This is a genomic window from Acidithiobacillus sp. TH-A117, from assembly GCF_057473465.1.
In genome coordinates this window covers 31,220-43,833 of the sequence record NZ_JBYCKQ010000024.1, presented here as the reverse complement: position 1 = coordinate 43,833, position 12,614 = coordinate 31,220, and the positions used below count along the sequence as shown (strand labels likewise).

At 53.7% G+C, this 12,614-nt stretch carries 24 protein-coding genes and 1 pseudogene; 23 read left to right on the top strand and 2 right to left on the bottom strand.

Annotated features, from left to right (window positions below; translation table 11 throughout):
• Nucleotides 1-2: 2 nt before the first annotated feature.
• The 18 genes from AC2VLR_RS05620 to AC2VLR_RS05535 all read left to right on the top strand — a co-directional run bounded on the left by AC2VLR_RS05620 (nucleotide 3) and on the right by AC2VLR_RS05535 (nucleotide 8,490).
• Nucleotides 3-122 carry a hypothetical protein gene (locus AC2VLR_RS05620; RefSeq protein ID WP_486881232.1) on the top strand — a complete coding sequence of 40 codons (120 nt, stop codon included), beginning with the start codon at nucleotides 3-5 and terminating at the stop codon, nucleotides 120-122.
• Between the two features lie 14 nt (nucleotides 123-136).
• Complete coding sequence (locus AC2VLR_RS05615) at nucleotides 137-322, top strand: type Z 30S ribosomal protein S14 (RefSeq protein WP_010639684.1); 186 nt, start codon at nucleotides 137-139, stop codon at nucleotides 320-322.
• Nucleotides 323-331: 9 nt separating this feature from the next.
• Entirely contained in the window at nucleotides 332-727 is a 396-nt protein-coding gene (gene rpsH / locus AC2VLR_RS05610; RefSeq protein WP_215842742.1) for a 30S ribosomal protein S8, read from the top strand.
• Nucleotides 728-739: 12 nt separating this feature from the next.
• On the top strand, nucleotides 740-1,264 hold the full coding sequence (gene rplF / locus AC2VLR_RS05605) for a 50S ribosomal protein L6 (protein WP_486881231.1): 525 nt from the start codon (nucleotides 740-742) through the stop codon (nucleotides 1,262-1,264).
• 16 nt (nucleotides 1,265-1,280) lie between these two features.
• On the top strand, nucleotides 1,281-1,637 hold the full coding sequence (gene rplR / locus AC2VLR_RS05600) for a 50S ribosomal protein L18 (protein ID WP_226818564.1): 357 nt from the start codon (nucleotides 1,281-1,283) through the stop codon (nucleotides 1,635-1,637).
• Nucleotides 1,638-1,651: 14 nt separating this feature from the next.
• The gene (gene rpsE, locus AC2VLR_RS05595; RefSeq protein ID WP_215842744.1) at nucleotides 1,652-2,182 is read left to right on the top strand and encodes a 30S ribosomal protein S5; all 531 of its coding nucleotides are present in this window, start codon (nucleotides 1,652-1,654) and stop codon (nucleotides 2,180-2,182) included.
• On the top strand, nucleotides 2,175-2,360 hold the full coding sequence (rpmD, locus tag AC2VLR_RS05590) for a 50S ribosomal protein L30 (RefSeq protein WP_215842793.1): 186 nt from the start codon (nucleotides 2,175-2,177) through the stop codon (nucleotides 2,358-2,360). Before rpsE ends, rpmD begins: the two co-directional genes overlap by 8 nt.
• Nucleotides 2,357-2,794 (top strand): 50S ribosomal protein L15, encoded by a 438-nt coding sequence (rplO, locus tag AC2VLR_RS05585; RefSeq protein ID WP_486881230.1) that lies wholly within the window; start codon nucleotides 2,357-2,359, stop codon nucleotides 2,792-2,794. Before rpmD ends, rplO begins: the two co-directional genes overlap by 4 nt.
• Complete coding sequence (secY, locus tag AC2VLR_RS05580) at nucleotides 2,794-4,125, top strand: preprotein translocase subunit SecY (RefSeq protein WP_486881229.1); 1,332 nt, start codon at nucleotides 2,794-2,796, stop codon at nucleotides 4,123-4,125. Before rplO ends, secY begins: the two co-directional genes overlap by 1 nt.
• Complete coding sequence (locus AC2VLR_RS05575) at nucleotides 4,122-4,784, top strand: adenylate kinase (protein ID WP_486881228.1); 663 nt, start codon at nucleotides 4,122-4,124, stop codon at nucleotides 4,782-4,784. The genes secY and AC2VLR_RS05575 overlap by 4 nt, the downstream gene beginning before the upstream one ends.
• The gene (gene infA / locus AC2VLR_RS05570) at nucleotides 4,785-5,003 is read left to right on the top strand and encodes a translation initiation factor IF-1 (RefSeq protein ID WP_010639668.1); all 219 of its coding nucleotides are present in this window, start codon (nucleotides 4,785-4,787) and stop codon (nucleotides 5,001-5,003) included.
• A gap of 9 nt (nucleotides 5,004-5,012) precedes the next feature.
• Nucleotides 5,013-5,126 (top strand): 50S ribosomal protein L36, encoded by a 114-nt coding sequence (rpmJ, locus tag AC2VLR_RS05565; protein WP_009568281.1) that lies wholly within the window; start codon nucleotides 5,013-5,015, stop codon nucleotides 5,124-5,126.
• Nucleotides 5,127-5,185: 59 nt separating this feature from the next.
• Nucleotides 5,186-5,542, top strand: coding sequence for a 30S ribosomal protein S13 (rpsM, locus tag AC2VLR_RS05560; protein WP_215842747.1), 357 nt, complete (start codon nucleotides 5,186-5,188; stop codon nucleotides 5,540-5,542).
• 17 nt (nucleotides 5,543-5,559) lie between these two features.
• Nucleotides 5,560-5,955: a 30S ribosomal protein S11 gene (rpsK, locus tag AC2VLR_RS05555; RefSeq protein ID WP_010639656.1), complete on the top strand. Its 396-nt coding sequence runs from the start codon at nucleotides 5,560-5,562 to the stop codon at nucleotides 5,953-5,955.
• A gap of 20 nt (nucleotides 5,956-5,975) precedes the next feature.
• Nucleotides 5,976-6,602 carry a 30S ribosomal protein S4 gene (gene rpsD / locus AC2VLR_RS05550; protein ID WP_215842748.1) on the top strand — a complete coding sequence of 209 codons (627 nt, stop codon included), beginning with the start codon at nucleotides 5,976-5,978 and terminating at the stop codon, nucleotides 6,600-6,602.
• A 22-nt stretch (nucleotides 6,603-6,624) separates the two neighbouring features.
• Complete coding sequence (locus AC2VLR_RS05545) at nucleotides 6,625-7,641, top strand: DNA-directed RNA polymerase subunit alpha (RefSeq protein WP_486881227.1); 1,017 nt, start codon at nucleotides 6,625-6,627, stop codon at nucleotides 7,639-7,641.
• A gap of 29 nt (nucleotides 7,642-7,670) precedes the next feature.
• Nucleotides 7,671-8,048, top strand: a complete 378-nt coding sequence (gene rplQ, locus AC2VLR_RS05540) for a 50S ribosomal protein L17 (RefSeq protein ID WP_486881226.1) — start codon at nucleotides 7,671-7,673, stop codon at nucleotides 8,046-8,048.
• A gap of 160 nt (nucleotides 8,049-8,208) precedes the next feature.
• Nucleotides 8,209-8,490, top strand: a complete 282-nt coding sequence (locus AC2VLR_RS05535; protein WP_486881225.1) for a high-potential iron-sulfur protein — start codon at nucleotides 8,209-8,211, stop codon at nucleotides 8,488-8,490.
• Between the two features lie 9 nt (nucleotides 8,491-8,499).
• Here AC2VLR_RS05535 and dut read toward each other — a convergent pair whose 3' ends face one another.
• A complete protein-coding gene (dut, locus tag AC2VLR_RS05530; RefSeq protein ID WP_486881224.1) occupies nucleotides 8,500-8,952 on the bottom strand; it encodes a dUTP diphosphatase in 453 nt (150 codons plus the stop codon).
• Entirely contained in the window at nucleotides 8,924-10,192 is a 1,269-nt protein-coding gene (coaBC, locus tag AC2VLR_RS05525; RefSeq protein WP_486881223.1) for a bifunctional phosphopantothenoylcysteine decarboxylase/phosphopantothenate--cysteine ligase CoaBC, read from the bottom strand. Before coaBC ends, dut begins: the two co-directional genes overlap by 29 nt.
• A 32-nt stretch (nucleotides 10,193-10,224) precedes the next feature.
• Between coaBC and radC the strand changes: the two genes are divergently transcribed.
• From radC to AC2VLR_RS05500, 5 genes and pseudogenes are all read left to right on the top strand, one after another.
• Nucleotides 10,225-10,899: a RadC family protein gene (gene radC / locus AC2VLR_RS05520; protein WP_486881222.1), complete on the top strand. Its 675-nt coding sequence runs from the start codon at nucleotides 10,225-10,227 to the stop codon at nucleotides 10,897-10,899.
• 53 nt (nucleotides 10,900-10,952) lie between these two features.
• Nucleotides 10,953-11,263 (top strand): annotated as a pseudogene (locus AC2VLR_RS05515) (diacylglycerol kinase).
• A gap of 118 nt (nucleotides 11,264-11,381) precedes the next feature.
• Nucleotides 11,382-11,735 (top strand): hypothetical protein, encoded by a 354-nt coding sequence (locus tag AC2VLR_RS05510; protein ID WP_486881221.1) that lies wholly within the window; start codon nucleotides 11,382-11,384, stop codon nucleotides 11,733-11,735.
• 25 nt (nucleotides 11,736-11,760) lie between these two features.
• Entirely contained in the window at nucleotides 11,761-12,123 is a 363-nt protein-coding gene (locus tag AC2VLR_RS05505) for a YtxH domain-containing protein (protein ID WP_215842756.1), read from the top strand.
• A gap of 110 nt (nucleotides 12,124-12,233) precedes the next feature.
• Nucleotides 12,234-12,611, top strand: a complete 378-nt coding sequence (locus AC2VLR_RS05500) for a DsrE family protein (RefSeq protein WP_010641460.1) — start codon at nucleotides 12,234-12,236, stop codon at nucleotides 12,609-12,611.
• Nucleotides 12,612-12,614 lie beyond the last annotated feature (3 nt).

Genomic DNA, 12,614 nt, shown 5'->3' with positions numbered 1-12,614 from the left:
AAATTGAATATGATAAAATTGATCGTTTGCGCGGGTTGGACGTGGTGTTCACTACCACCGCCAAGAATGATGAAGAGGGCCTTGGGCTGTTAAAAGCTTTCAAGATGCCCTTCCGGTCTTGAAGGGAGTTTGACGCGTGGCAAAAAAATCATTGATTGCAAAGTCCGAAAGGACCCCAAAGTTTAAGGTGCGTGCGTACCACCGCTGCAAATTGTGCGGACGTTCACGTGGTTACTATCGGAAGTTTGGCCTTTGCCGTTTGTGTCTGCGTAAGCATGCTTCGGCGGGTTCGATTCCCGGTATTGTTAAAGCGAGTTGGTGAGGAAACACGATGAGCGTAACGGACCCTATTGCTGATATGCTTACGCGCATTCGTAATGCGCAACAAGTCAACAAGGCAAAAGTATTAATTCCTGCTTCCAAATTGAAAAGGGCGATCGCCCGGGTTCTGGTGGAAGAAGGCTACATAAGCGACTTCCGAGAAGAAACACTGGATGGACATCCTGTGTTGAATCTGACTCTCAAATATTACGCCGGTGCTGGCGTCATTGCTGAGATCCGTCGGGTAAGCAGACCGGGAGTGCGTATTTATCGCGGTGCAGAAGACCTTCCAAGAGTTCGGGATGGCTTTGGTATCGCTATCATTTCCACATCGCAGGGTATCATGACTGATCGTGCGGCGCGTAGCGCCGGGATTGGTGGTGAAGTACTCTGCGTCGTCTCTTAAAGGGGAAAAGGTATGTCGCGAGTAGGGAAACAACCCGTTACTCTTCCCAAGGGCGTGGAGGTGCATATTGCTGACCAGCGTTTGCATGTGAAGGGACCCAAAGGACAAATGTCGGTACCTTTTCACTCCAGTGTGTCTCTCCAGGTTGAAGAAGGTGTTGCGACCTTGGATTGGATAGAAGGTCAAAATGCTTTTGCGGGTACTATGCGGGCTTTGCTCAATAACATGGTGCATGGTGTTTCGGTGGGTTTTGAGCAGAAGCTCGAAATCATCGGCGTCGGTTATCGTGCCCAGGCTAAAGGTAGAACCTTGAGTTTGAGTCTGGGTTTTTCGCACCCCGTGGATTACCCCGTGCCTGAAGATATTACGATTGAAACGCCTACCCAGACGGAAATCGTGATCAAGGGCATCGATAAACAGAAAATTGGCCAAATTGCTGCAGACATCCGTGCTTATCGTCCTCCTGAACCCTATAAGGGTAAAGGGGTGCGTTATGCCGGTGAAAATGTCCGTCGTAAAGAAGCCAAGAAGAAATAATGGTTGAGGCAGGTGAATGATGAATAAAAATGTATCCAGACTTCGTCGTGCCCGGAAAACCCGTGCACGGATTGCCTCACAGGCCAAGCCGAGACTCTGCGTCTTTCGTTCCGGCAAGCACATTTATGCGCAAATCATTGATGACTCCAAAGGGGTTGTCATTGCCCAGGCGTCCAGCGTTGAAGGCGAAGTACGCGCTACCATGCCGCGCGGCGCGGACGTGGCTGCTGCCGTGACCATCGGTCAACGGGTAGCGGCCAAAGCATTGGCTGCAGGGGTAAAGGAAGTGGCCTTTGACCGAAGCGGTTATCGTTATCATGGTCGGGTGCGAGCCCTGGCCGATGCCGCCCGTGAGGGCGGGTTGTCGTTCTGACGGAGATCTGAAAAATGGCAAGGGAAAATCGGGATAATCAACCCAGCGATGGTATGCAGGAGAAGTTAATCCATATCAATCGTGTGTCCAAAGTGGTCAAAGGCGGTCGGCAATTCGGTTTTGCGGCGTTGATGGTAGTGGGTGATGGCGATGGTAAAGTCGGTTTCGGACGTGGTAAAGCCAAGGAAGTACCGGCAGGTATCCAGAAAGCCACTGATCAGGCGCGTCGGTGGATGACCCAGATTCCCTTGATGCGGGGCGGTACCATTCCATATCCTGTGGAAGGACGTCATGGCGCAGCGCGAGTCATGCTGCGACCTGCTCCTGAGGGAAGTGGTGTTATTGCCGGTGGAGCCATGCGTGCGGTGTGCGAAGCGGTTGGTTTACGGAATGTGGTGGCCAAATCTTTGGGATCCAACAATCCTATTAACGTCGTGCGTGCAACTTTCGATGCATTCAACAAGCTTTCCAGCCCGCAGGCAATTGCCATGAAGCGCGGCAAGAGTCTCAAGGAAATTCGTGGTGAGGGGGGTCATGATGAGTAAACAGTTACGCATCACGCTGGTGAAAAGTTTAATTGGTGTGACCGAAAAACATCGTCGAGTCATTAGCGGTTTGGGCCTGCGTCGTACCAACCATACCGTTGAACGTCCGGATACCCCGGAAATCCGTGGCATGGTCAATAAAGTGCCTTACCTTTTGCGCTGGGAAGAGTTGTCATGAAATTAAATACAATTGCGCCTGCAGAAGGTGCAAAAAAAGATCGTCGTCGTGTTGGTCGTGGTATTGGCAGTGGCCTCGGCAAAACTGCCGGACGCGGTCATAAGGGTCAGCATGCCCGTTCTGGTGGTTATCATAAGGTGGGTTTTGAGGGTGGTCAGATGCCCTTGCAGCGGCGGATTCCGAAAAGAGGTTTTCGCAACACCCTGGGTGCGCGTAGTTGTGAGGTGACCCTGACTCAGCTCGAAAATGCCGCTATTGATGGTCTGGTGGATATGGAAGGACTGCTGCTGCGGCGCATTGTGCGCGGTAACCCGGATGTGGTCAAAGTCATCATGACCGGCGAATTGACTCAGGCTATTACGGTGCGGGGCTTGCGAGTGAGCGCAGGTGCCAAGGCCGCTATCGAAAATGCTGGTGGAAAGGTCGAAGAATAATGGCCGGGTTACGTAATATTGCAGGTGCCGCTCAGGGTGCTGGTAAGATCAATGAATTACGTAACCGCATTCTTTTTTTGCTGGGTGCTTTGCTGGTATTCCGTATTGGCGCTCACATTCCCGTTCCGGGCATCGATCCTGCGGCGATGTCTTCTTTTTTTAATGCGCAAAGAGGCACCATCCTGGGCATGTTCAACATGTTTTCCGGCGGAGCCTTATCTCGCCTGACGGTTTTTGCCCTGGGAATCATGCCTTACATCAGTGCCTCCATCATTTTTCAGTTGGCGGGTTCGGTCTTCCCCAAGCTCGAAGAACTGAAAAAAGAAGGGGAATCCGGTCGCCGTAAAATTACCGAATATACGCGTTATGCCACTGTGGGTCTGGCCCTGATGCAAGGTCTTGGTATTGCCGTGGCCATTGAAAAGATGCACGCCGGCCATGTGCCCGTAGTCATTGATCCGGGTCCTTTGTTTTTGTTTACCACCACGATTTCTCTGGCTTGTGGAACCGTATTCCTGATGTGGATTGGGGAACAGATTACCGAGCGTGGTATTGGCAACGGCATCTCTCTGATCATTTTTGCCGGGATTGTGGCTGGCTTGCCCGATGCGATTGGTACCACTTTTGAATTGATGCAGACCGGTCAGTTTCAGCCGCTGTTTGTAGTGGCTCTCTTTGTGCTGGCACTGCTGGTAACGGGATTCGTGGTATTCATGGAAAGCGCACAAAGGCGGGTCCCCATCCAGTATGCCAAGCGCCAGGTCGGGCGTAAGATTTATGGCGGGCAAAGTACCCATATGCCCCTCAAGGTGAATATGAGTGGTGTGATTCCCCCTATTTTCGCTACCAGTATTCTGCTGTTACCCGCCACTCTTTCGGGTTGGTTCGCCAACGTTCCTGGCATGGAATGGCTGGCCCGTTTCGGCCAGGCGCTGAGTCCCGGGTCAGCGCTGTATGTGGTTGTCTTTACAACGGCAATTGTGTTTTTTGCGTTTTTCTATACGGCAATGGTCTTCAATCCCCGGGATACGGCCGATAACCTCAAAAAATCGGGGGCTTTTGTGCCGGGTATTCGTCCTGGTGAACATACGGCCCGGTATATGGACAAGATTCTGACCCGTCTGACTCTCTGGGGTGCGATTTATCTAACCTTGGTGTGTCTGTTGCCAGAGTTCCTGATTGTTGAGTACAACGTGCCTTTCTATCTGGGCGGTACCAGCCTCCTGATCGTGGTAGTAGTGATGATGGATCTCATGGGTCAGATTCAGAGTCATCTCCTTACCCATCAATATGAAGGGTTGATTCGCAAGAATCCCCTCGGCGGACGTTGAGCTTGGCCAGACACATTATTTTTCTGGGAGCCCCGGGAGCCGGTAAAGGAACGCAGGCACAGCGTCTTTCTCAGGAATTGCACTTGCCTCATGTCTCCACCGGTGATATGCTCCGCGCCTCTGTTCAGTCTGGCAGTGAGATTGGTCGCCGGGCAGCAGCAGTGATGGATTCCGGGGCCTTGGTCAGTGACGACATTATCATGGGTATTGTTGCCGAACGTTTGACCTCGGAAGATGCGCTTGCTGGTGTGATATTTGATGGCTTTCCGCGTACCGTGTACCAGGCCAATGCCCTGGATGCGTTACTGGAGCGCGGCGAAAGTCAGATTGCGGCGGTGCTGCATATCGCGCTGGATGATGAAGAAATAGTGGAGCGACTGTCTGGAAGACGAGTTTGTTCCGGCTGCGGCGCCATTTATCATGTGCGATATCATCCTTCACAGGTAAGTGCTGTGTGTGATGTATGTGGTGCTGATTTGGTTCAGCGTGAAGATGATCAGCCGGAAGTCATCAGGAAACGGTTGGCCGTTTATCAAGCGGAAACCGCGCCCTTGGTCGCTTATTATCACGATCGTCCTGCCTACCATCGCATCGATGGTCATGGTGAGACGGACGAGGTTTTTGCCAGAATCGTGAAAGCGGTGAGGGAAACAGATTAGATGTCGAAAGAAGATACTCTGGAAATGCAGGGTGAGGTCATTGAAAACTTGCCAAGTGCCACCTTCAAGGTGCGTCTCGAAAATGGCTATGTCGTCAATGCCCATATATCTGGGAAAATGCGGATGCATTATATCCGCATTCTCCCTGGAGATAAGGTGACCGTAGAAATGACGCCCTATGATTTAACCAAGGGTCGCATTATATATCGTGCCAAATAGGGGAATGTGATGAAAGTAAGGGCGTCAGTAAAAAAACTTTGTCGTAATTGCAAGATTGTCCGCCGTAACGGTGTGGTACGGGTTATTTGTGTGGAGCCCCGTCACAAGCAGCGTCAAGGTTAAGGCGGCTAAATTTATCAGTCTGTGGGCTTGTCCCACTTGGTCTTTTGGAGGAATTGCGGATGGCCCGCATTGCTGGTGTAAATATTCCAAACAACAAGCAAATTGAAATTGCCTTGACGTATATCTATGGGATTGGCAGGAACCGTTCGCAACGTATTTTGACGGCGGCGGAGATTGCTTTTGACATGCGCGTCAAGGACATCAGCGAACCGGAGCTGGAACGCATTCGTACCGAGGTAGCCAAGTTTCTGGTTGAGGGTGATCTTCGCCGTGAGGTCACCATGAACATCAAACGTTTGATGGATCTCGGCTGCTATCGTGGTATTCGGCACCGTCGTGGACTTCCGGTTCACGGACAACGCACCAAGACGAATGCACGGACCCGTAAAGGTCCTGCCAAGTCGATCACTCGTTAACTAGGAAGATTCCGGTAATGGCGAAAACACAGACAAACTCCCGCGTGCGGAAGAAAGTTAAAAAGAACGTACTCGACGGGGTCGCGCATATTTATGCGTCCTTTAACAATACGATCATCACCATCAGTGACCGTCAGGGTAACGTCCTGACCTGGGCAAGTTCAGGTGGTTCGGGTTTCCGTGGGTCGCGCAAAAGCACCCCCTTTGCCGCTCAGGTGGCAGCGGAAAATGCCGGAAAAAAGGCGCAGGAATATGGTGTCAAGAATCTGGATGTAGAAGTGCGTGGCCCTGGACCGGGTCGGGAAAGTACGGTTCGGGCTTTGCATTCTATCGGCTTTCGCATTGCGAGTATTCGCGACGTCACGCCGATTCCCCATAACGGCTGCCGTCCGCCTAAAAAGCGGCGTGTTTAAATTTTAGGTGGAGGTTGTTAGTGGCTAAATATACGGGTCCCAGTTGTCGTTTATGCCGCCGTGAAGGTGGCAAGCTCTTTCTGAAAGGCGAAAAATGCTTTTCGGATAAATGCCCTGTGAGTATTCGTGCCTATGCGCCGGGTCAGCATGGTCAGCGCCGGGGAAGAGTCAGCGAATACGGTGGTCAGCTGCGTGAAAAGCAGAAGATTCGCCGGATTTATGGCGTTCTCGAAGGTCAATTCCGGCGTTACTTTGAACAAGCCAGTCAGAAGCGCGGTGTGACCGGTGAGACCTTGCTGCGCTTGTTGGAACTGCGTCTGGATAATGTGGCTTATCGTCTGGGTTTTGGCTCTTCCCGTGCCGAAGCTCGGCAAGTGGTTCGCCATGGTCATGTGCTGGTGAATGGCCGCCGTGTGGATATTCCTTCTTATCAAGTGCGGGCCGGAGATGTGGTGAGTGTGGCAGAATCTGCTCGTCAGCATGTGCGCATTGTTTCGGCGGTTGAGGCGGCGGGCGGTCGTGGTTTCCCGGAATGGGTGAGCATGGATGCGGCGTCGCTCAGTGCCACGATCAAGGCCGTACCGGCACGTGAAGATATCGCACCGGATTTGAACGAACAGGTCGTCGTGGAGTTGTACTCTAAGTAAGACCGGGGGTTGAGGAAAGCTTATGACTGATGTTGGTGATCTGTTACGCCCCCAGGGCGTAGAAGTTGAAGAAATTTCCGCACGTCGGGCGCGCCTGTCTTTGGGGCCTCTGGAACGTGGCTTTGGCCACACTCTGGGCAGTGCTTTGCGACGCATTCTGCTTTCCTCTCTCAAGGGAGCTGCCGTTACTGAGGTAGAGATTGAAGGCGTTCTGCATGAATATTCCAGCATCGAAGGGGTGCAGGAAGACGTCGTGGATATTCTGCTCAACCTCAAAATGCTGGCAGTGCGTTCCCAGGGGCACGGTGATGTGCAAGTAAAGTTGCACAAGCGTGGACCCGGGGTGATGACTGGCGCTGATATTGTTTCCGAGCACGGGATTGAAGTTGCTAATCCTGATCAGGTGATCGCCACCCTGACCCGTGATGTCGAATTGGTCATGCATCTGCGTATTGACGACGGGCGAGGCTATGATGCCGCTGCCAGCCGCCGCCAGAATCACGAAAAACGGATTGGGGTCATGGCTCTGGATGCCAGCTTCAGCCCGGTTTTGAAGGTTAGCTATCAGGTTGAAAATGCGCGTGTGGAACAGCGTACTGATCTTGACCGGCTGATCCTGGATGTGGAGACCAATGGAGTGGTTGATCCGGTGTGGGCGATTCAGGAAGCTTCACGTATCCTCCGTAGTCAGTTGGGGGTGCTGGCTGGTGCTGAAAACCAGCAAGCTCCCGAAGCTTCCCAGGCACAGGGGGGGCAGGATCAGATGCCCTTGCTGGTACGCCCGGTAGATGATCTGGAGTTGACGGTTCGTTCTGCCAATTGCCTGAAAGCAGAGGATATTTTTTATATTGGTGATTTGGTCCAAAAATCCGAGCAGGAACTGCTGAAAGCGCCCAATCTCGGCAAAAAATCACTCACCGAAATCAAGGAAGTGCTGGTTGCCCATGGTCTCAGTCTGGGTATGCGTATCGAGAACTGGCCTCCGGAAAACCTGCCGCCGGTTGCCGGGCGCAATGCAGACGTTGATGTTAACGGCTAATGTTCAGAATTTGGTAGAAGGAATGGGTTATGCGTCATCGCAAAAGTGGTAAACAATTAAACAGAAATAGCAGCCATCGTCAGGCCATGTTTGCCAACATGATGGTGTCCTTGTTTCACCATGAGCGTATTGTGACCACGCTCCCCAAAGCCAAGGAACTGCGGCGTTTTGCGGAGCCCATGATTACGCTCGCGAAAGAAGCCACGGTTGCCAAACGGCGTTTGGCTTTCTCGCGCTTGCGCGACCGCCAGGCGGTGGTCAAGCTTTTTGACGATCTGGGACCTCATTATGCAGCCCGCCCCGGTGGCTATCTGCGTATTGTCAAATATGGTTTCCGCGCCGGTGACAATGCTCCCCTGGCGATTGTGGAGCTGGTGGATCGGCAGGCAGTCGCTGACGCTTCCTGATGCTTTAGCTTTGCGCTAAGCACCCCATCTGGCCAGTGACAACAGTCCTGGCCGATTTTGTTTAACGATCCGTCTTATTCTGCTACACATTCAACAGCACTTTGTACTATATTGGTGAGGTATCGCTTTTCTGGCGATATGCAACCAAAAGGAGTGATGTATGCAGAAGTTGACCCGTCGTGAATGGTTCAAATCTAGTGGGAAGGTTGTTATTGCCGCAGCCGTGGCGCCTGCGGTTCTGGCTAACGTGGCCGAGGCTGCGACCAGCAAGGCTACACAGGCATCGGTACAATATGTAACACACCCCAACGGCAAGGAAATGTGCAGCAATTGCAAGTTCTTCATTCCCGGGGCCAAGCCCAATGAAGATGGAGCCTGCAAAGTGGTCGCCGGTAAAATCAGTCCGCGCGGTTACTGCACCATTTATATGCCCAAAAAATAATCTGACCGCTTACTGCTGTCCGGTACTGCCGAAGCCGGCACTACCTCTTTCGGTGGCAGCAAAGCTTTCAACCACCAGAATTTTCGGCCGGATAACGGGGACCAGTACCATCTGTGCCACCCGCTCTCCGGGCTCGATGATGATTGCTTCCCGCCCGCGATTCCATAGGGACATTTTGACCGGTCCCTGATAATCCGCATCAATGACACCGGTAAGATTACCTAACACCAGTCCGCGATGACCGAGTCCCGAACGTGGGAGTAGCAATGCGGTGACTCCGGGATCCGCGATATGCATGGCAAAACCTGCGGATACGAGTTCCACGGTGTTCGGTAACAGATGTAAGGGGGTTTCCAGACTGGCCCGTAAATCCATGCCGGCAGCGTCTTCACTGGCATAGTGCGGAAGTGGCCAAAGCGCGCCGATGCGCGGGTCAAGAATGCGAATTCGTAACTGTTCCATGTTGTTCGGTAACCTTTGAAGCGAAGTGATTTTCTGCGATATGGCGGATCAGGTGTCTGGCCAGGTCGATTTTGCTGCAGGTCGGGATTTCGGTCAGATCTGACCCCTCAAGAATGCTACAGGCATTGCTCTCAGCACCCATTCCCGTGTTGCTCTGGCTGATGTCGTTGATGACCATGATGTCCGCGCCCTTGCGCGCCGCCTTGTTGCGCGCCGAGTCCAGATGATCCCGGGTTTCTGCCGCAAACGCGACGATGAGACGCGGGCGTCGGACATGTTGATGCACGCTTGAGACTATATCTGGATTCACAGTTAACGTCAGCTGTTCCGCTATGGCCGTTTTGGGGAGTTTTTCTGTGCTTTGCAGTGCCGGGCGATGGTCGGCGACGGCTGCATTAGCAATGAATAAATCTGTGGGAATTGCCAAAGCCCGCAGTGTGGCTTCGAGCATTTCCTGTGCAGAAGTGACATTTTCCCGTAATACGCCCGGAGGGGTTGCTTCTTGGCTGGGGCCGCTGATGAGCTGCACCCGGGCACCCGCTTCGGCACAGGCCCGGGCCAGGGCAAAGCCTTGCTTGCCGCTGGCGCGATTACTCAGACCCCGGGCGGGATCCAGGCTTTCCCAGGTCGGCCCTGCGGTAATGAGCACCTGTTTCCCGGCGAGAATTTTTGGCGCCAGCGCCAGACGGAGTTGTGCAACGATCTGTTCCGGTTCCAGCATCCGCCCTGTACCTTCTTCACCGCAGGCCAGTGCTCCGGCTTCCGGCCCGAGAAGCTGCACCCCATATTCGCAGAGCTGCCGCGCATGCGCCTGGGTTGCAGGATGTGCCCACATGCTGGCATTCATGGCCGGTGCCAGAAAAATCGGTGCGCGGGTAACCAGCAACAGGGTGCTGAGCAGATCATCGGCGAGGCCCAGGGCAAAACGGGCCAGACTGTGAGCGGACACCGGGGCGACGACAACGGCGTCCGGCCAGCGCGCCAGACGAATGTGATCCATCGCCGCTTCTTCTTCGGCGGCAAACAAATCCTGACGCACCGCTTGACCACTCAGGGCTTGTAAGGTGATGGGGGTGACAAACTGGCCCGCACTGCGGGTCATCACCACCCTTACCTCCACGCCCAGCCGGGTCAGTTCGCGGACGATTTCCGGGCTTTTATACGCGGCGATGCTGCCACAAATTCCCAGCAGAATTCGTTTGCCAGCCAGGGGTTCAGTCGTGTTGAATAGGCTTCTCATGATAATCCCAGTGTAAGGGAAGGGGGGAGCAAATGGCTATTACTGATTGGCCGGTGGACGAGCGTCCCCGGGAGAGGTTGCTGCAGAAAGGTGCCCAGAGTTTGTCGGATGCCGAGTTGTTGGCGATTTTTTTGCGAGTCGGGGTGGTGGGCAAAAGCGCGGTCGATGTATCCCGGGAATTGCTGCAGAATTTTGGCGGGTTACGTGCTTTGTTGACCGCAACCCGCGCCCAGTTCTGCGCGCATCATGGCATGGGTGATGCAAAATATGCTTTACTGCAGGCGGTATTGGAGATGGGACGTCGACATCTGGCGGAAGAATGGCAACGGGGTACTTGTCTGGATTCGCCGCAACGGGTGCGCCAGTATTTGTCGGCCAGTTTGCGTGATCGCTGCCGGGAAATATTCGCTGTGATTTTTCTGGATAACCGGCACAGGGTTCTAAAGCTGGAAGAAATGTTTTCGGGGACTATTGATGGTGCGACGGTGCATATCCGGGAAATCCTGAAGCGGGCATTGGAACTGAACGCGGCCGCTTTGATCGTCGCTCATAACCACCCCTCCGGAGTGGCGGAGCCCAGCTCAGCGGATCTGGCGTTGACCCGGAGGCTGGAAAGTGCCATGCAATTGCTGGAGCTGCGCTTGCTGGATCATTTTATTGTGGGCGATGGGGAGCCCTTGTCCCTGCGCGAGCAGGGTGGCTGGTGAATAAAAACCAGCCCATCTGGCGACGTGCCCGTTATGCCCTGCGCGGGCTCGGTATGGCCGCCCGGGAGGAAGCCAGTTTTCGTGCGGAATTATGGGCTCTGTTGGGCGCCGTGCTGTTTTTGATATGGGTCCATGCTTCCCTGTGGTGGTGGGGACTGGCCTTACTGCTCATGGCATGCTGCTGGCTGCAGAGTTGCTGAATACTGCGGTGGAGTCCCTGGCTGATCTGGTCAGCCCGGAATTTCACCCCTTGGTGGCCCGTGCCAAAGATTGTGGGGCGGCAGCCGTGTTTGTACTCAGTACTGTCGGCGTGTTTTTGGCATTGCTGCTCTTGTGGCAGCACTTCCATGGAGGTGCCGGGTAAGATGGGCGTATTTTACCCGGTGGGCGGTTACTGCCTATAATAGTTCTATATGCAGGCTGAGCTGGTATTTATGGTGGCCGGCAGCTCGTCAGTGATTTTCAATATGCAGGGAGGAAAAATGGGTATTGACGCAGGCATTACCGTTATTGCCATCGTCATGATCATTATTTTGCTGATCATCGCGGTGACTGCGGGCGTATTTATCCGCACCTTTCTGCGCCTGGAAAGGTTGCTGGCCCGTGCCGAACAGGATGTCGGTCCCCTCATTTTTGAGCTCAAGTCAGCACTGGCAGACATCAAGAAAATGACCCAGGTGGGTCGGGCACAAATGAGCAGGGTGGATTCCACAATGAAATATCTCAGTCGGGAAATCATGGAAACCACCGAAACCCTGGTTCAACCAGTGCAGGAACTCGGTATGTGGTACCGGGCGTTGCGCACTGGCTGGCGCTATTTTTCACGAAAACGGTAAAGCCGGAAACGGCGAGGAGCAAGCCATGAGAAACGCGGAAGGTTTTGTAGTGGGCATTCTGGTAGGCGCAGTGGGTGCCTTGCTGTTGGCACCGGCCAGTGGTGCGGAAACCCGTCAGGAGATACGCAGGGCCATGGACAAGGGTAAAGAGCGCTTTTACAACCTTGAATCATTGGCAGAAGAACGTATTGGTGTGCTGATTGACGAAATACAGGAAAAAACCGCCAGACTGATGGATGCCGGCGGCGATTTGATGGAGTCCAAGCGCGAGGATCTGCTGGAGGCTATTCAGGTAGCCAAGCGGGCATTGGCGGAGGAAAGGGATATTCTCACGCGCAGCACGCGTGCCCGGCGCGAAATTCTGCTGGAAGAGGAAGAGGACGCCTGAGCAGCAGCGGCTGGAATGCGGCTCTTTTTATGGTGTAATCAATCATTTCATGGTGCGGTAGCGGGTGGGGACGGCTATGATGTGCAGGCCGAATTTTTAAGGAGATACAGATGGCTGATAAATTGTTGATGGTTATGGTAAATACCGATCCTTCCAATCCCCAGGAGCTGGGTGCACCTTTCTTCCAGGCGACGGTGGCTGCGGCCATGGATTTTGATGTGGAAGTGGTGCTGACCGCCCGTGCTGGCGAACTGGCCAAAAAGGGCGTGGCTGAAAAAATGTTTGTGATGCCCGGCAGCCCCAAGAGCGTCTATGATTTCATCAAGGACGCCCATGAAGCTGGCGTGAAGTTCTTTGTTTGTACCCCCACCCTCGAACTGTGGGACTGCACCAAGGAAGATCTGATTCCTGAAGTATCTGACGTAGTCGGTGGCGCTTATGTAATCGAACAGGCCATGGACGACGACGTGGTCACCTTTACCTATTGATGC

Excerpts from the sequence above, each read along its gene's own strand:
- rpmJ (WP_009568281.1), top strand. The coding sequence starts at position 5,013 with ATGAAAGTAAGGGCGTCAGTAAAAAAACTTTGTCGTAATTGCAAGATT.
- AC2VLR_RS05500 (WP_010641460.1), top strand. The coding sequence starts at position 12,234 with ATGGCTGATAAATTGTTGATGGTTATGGTAAATACCGATCCTTCCAAT.
- AC2VLR_RS05545 (WP_486881227.1), top strand. The coding sequence starts at position 6,625 with ATGACTGATGTTGGTGATCTGTTACGCCCCCAGGGCGTAGAAGTTGAA.
- rplF (WP_486881231.1), top strand. The coding sequence starts at position 740 with ATGTCGCGAGTAGGGAAACAACCCGTTACTCTTCCCAAGGGCGTGGAG.
- rpsK (WP_010639656.1), top strand. The coding sequence starts at position 5,560 with ATGGCGAAAACACAGACAAACTCCCGCGTGCGGAAGAAAGTTAAAAAG.
- AC2VLR_RS05505 (WP_215842756.1), top strand. The coding sequence starts at position 11,761 with ATGAGAAACGCGGAAGGTTTTGTAGTGGGCATTCTGGTAGGCGCAGTG.
- rplR (WP_226818564.1), top strand. The coding sequence starts at position 1,281 with ATGATGAATAAAAATGTATCCAGACTTCGTCGTGCCCGGAAAACCCGT.
- rpsE (WP_215842744.1), top strand. The coding sequence starts at position 1,652 with ATGGCAAGGGAAAATCGGGATAATCAACCCAGCGATGGTATGCAGGAG.
- rpsH (WP_215842742.1), top strand. The coding sequence starts at position 332 with ATGAGCGTAACGGACCCTATTGCTGATATGCTTACGCGCATTCGTAAT.
- secY (WP_486881229.1), top strand. The coding sequence starts at position 2,794 with ATGGCCGGGTTACGTAATATTGCAGGTGCCGCTCAGGGTGCTGGTAAG.
- radC (WP_486881222.1), top strand. The coding sequence starts at position 10,225 with ATGGCTATTACTGATTGGCCGGTGGACGAGCGTCCCCGGGAGAGGTTG.
- coaBC (WP_486881223.1), bottom strand. The coding sequence starts at position 10,192 with ATGAGAAGCCTATTCAACACGACTGAACCCCTGGCTGGCAAACGAATT.
- AC2VLR_RS05535 (WP_486881225.1), top strand. The coding sequence starts at position 8,209 with ATGCAGAAGTTGACCCGTCGTGAATGGTTCAAATCTAGTGGGAAGGTT.
- AC2VLR_RS05510 (WP_486881221.1), top strand. The coding sequence starts at position 11,382 with ATGGGTATTGACGCAGGCATTACCGTTATTGCCATCGTCATGATCATT.
- rpsM (WP_215842747.1), top strand. The coding sequence starts at position 5,186 with ATGGCCCGCATTGCTGGTGTAAATATTCCAAACAACAAGCAAATTGAA.
- rplO (WP_486881230.1), top strand. The coding sequence starts at position 2,357 with ATGAAATTAAATACAATTGCGCCTGCAGAAGGTGCAAAAAAAGATCGT.
- dut (WP_486881224.1), bottom strand. The coding sequence starts at position 8,952 with ATGGAACAGTTACGAATTCGCATTCTTGACCCGCGCATCGGCGCGCTT.
- rplQ (WP_486881226.1), top strand. The coding sequence starts at position 7,671 with ATGCGTCATCGCAAAAGTGGTAAACAATTAAACAGAAATAGCAGCCAT.
- rpmD (WP_215842793.1), top strand. The coding sequence starts at position 2,175 with ATGAGTAAACAGTTACGCATCACGCTGGTGAAAAGTTTAATTGGTGTG.
- infA (WP_010639668.1), top strand. The coding sequence starts at position 4,785 with ATGTCGAAAGAAGATACTCTGGAAATGCAGGGTGAGGTCATTGAAAAC.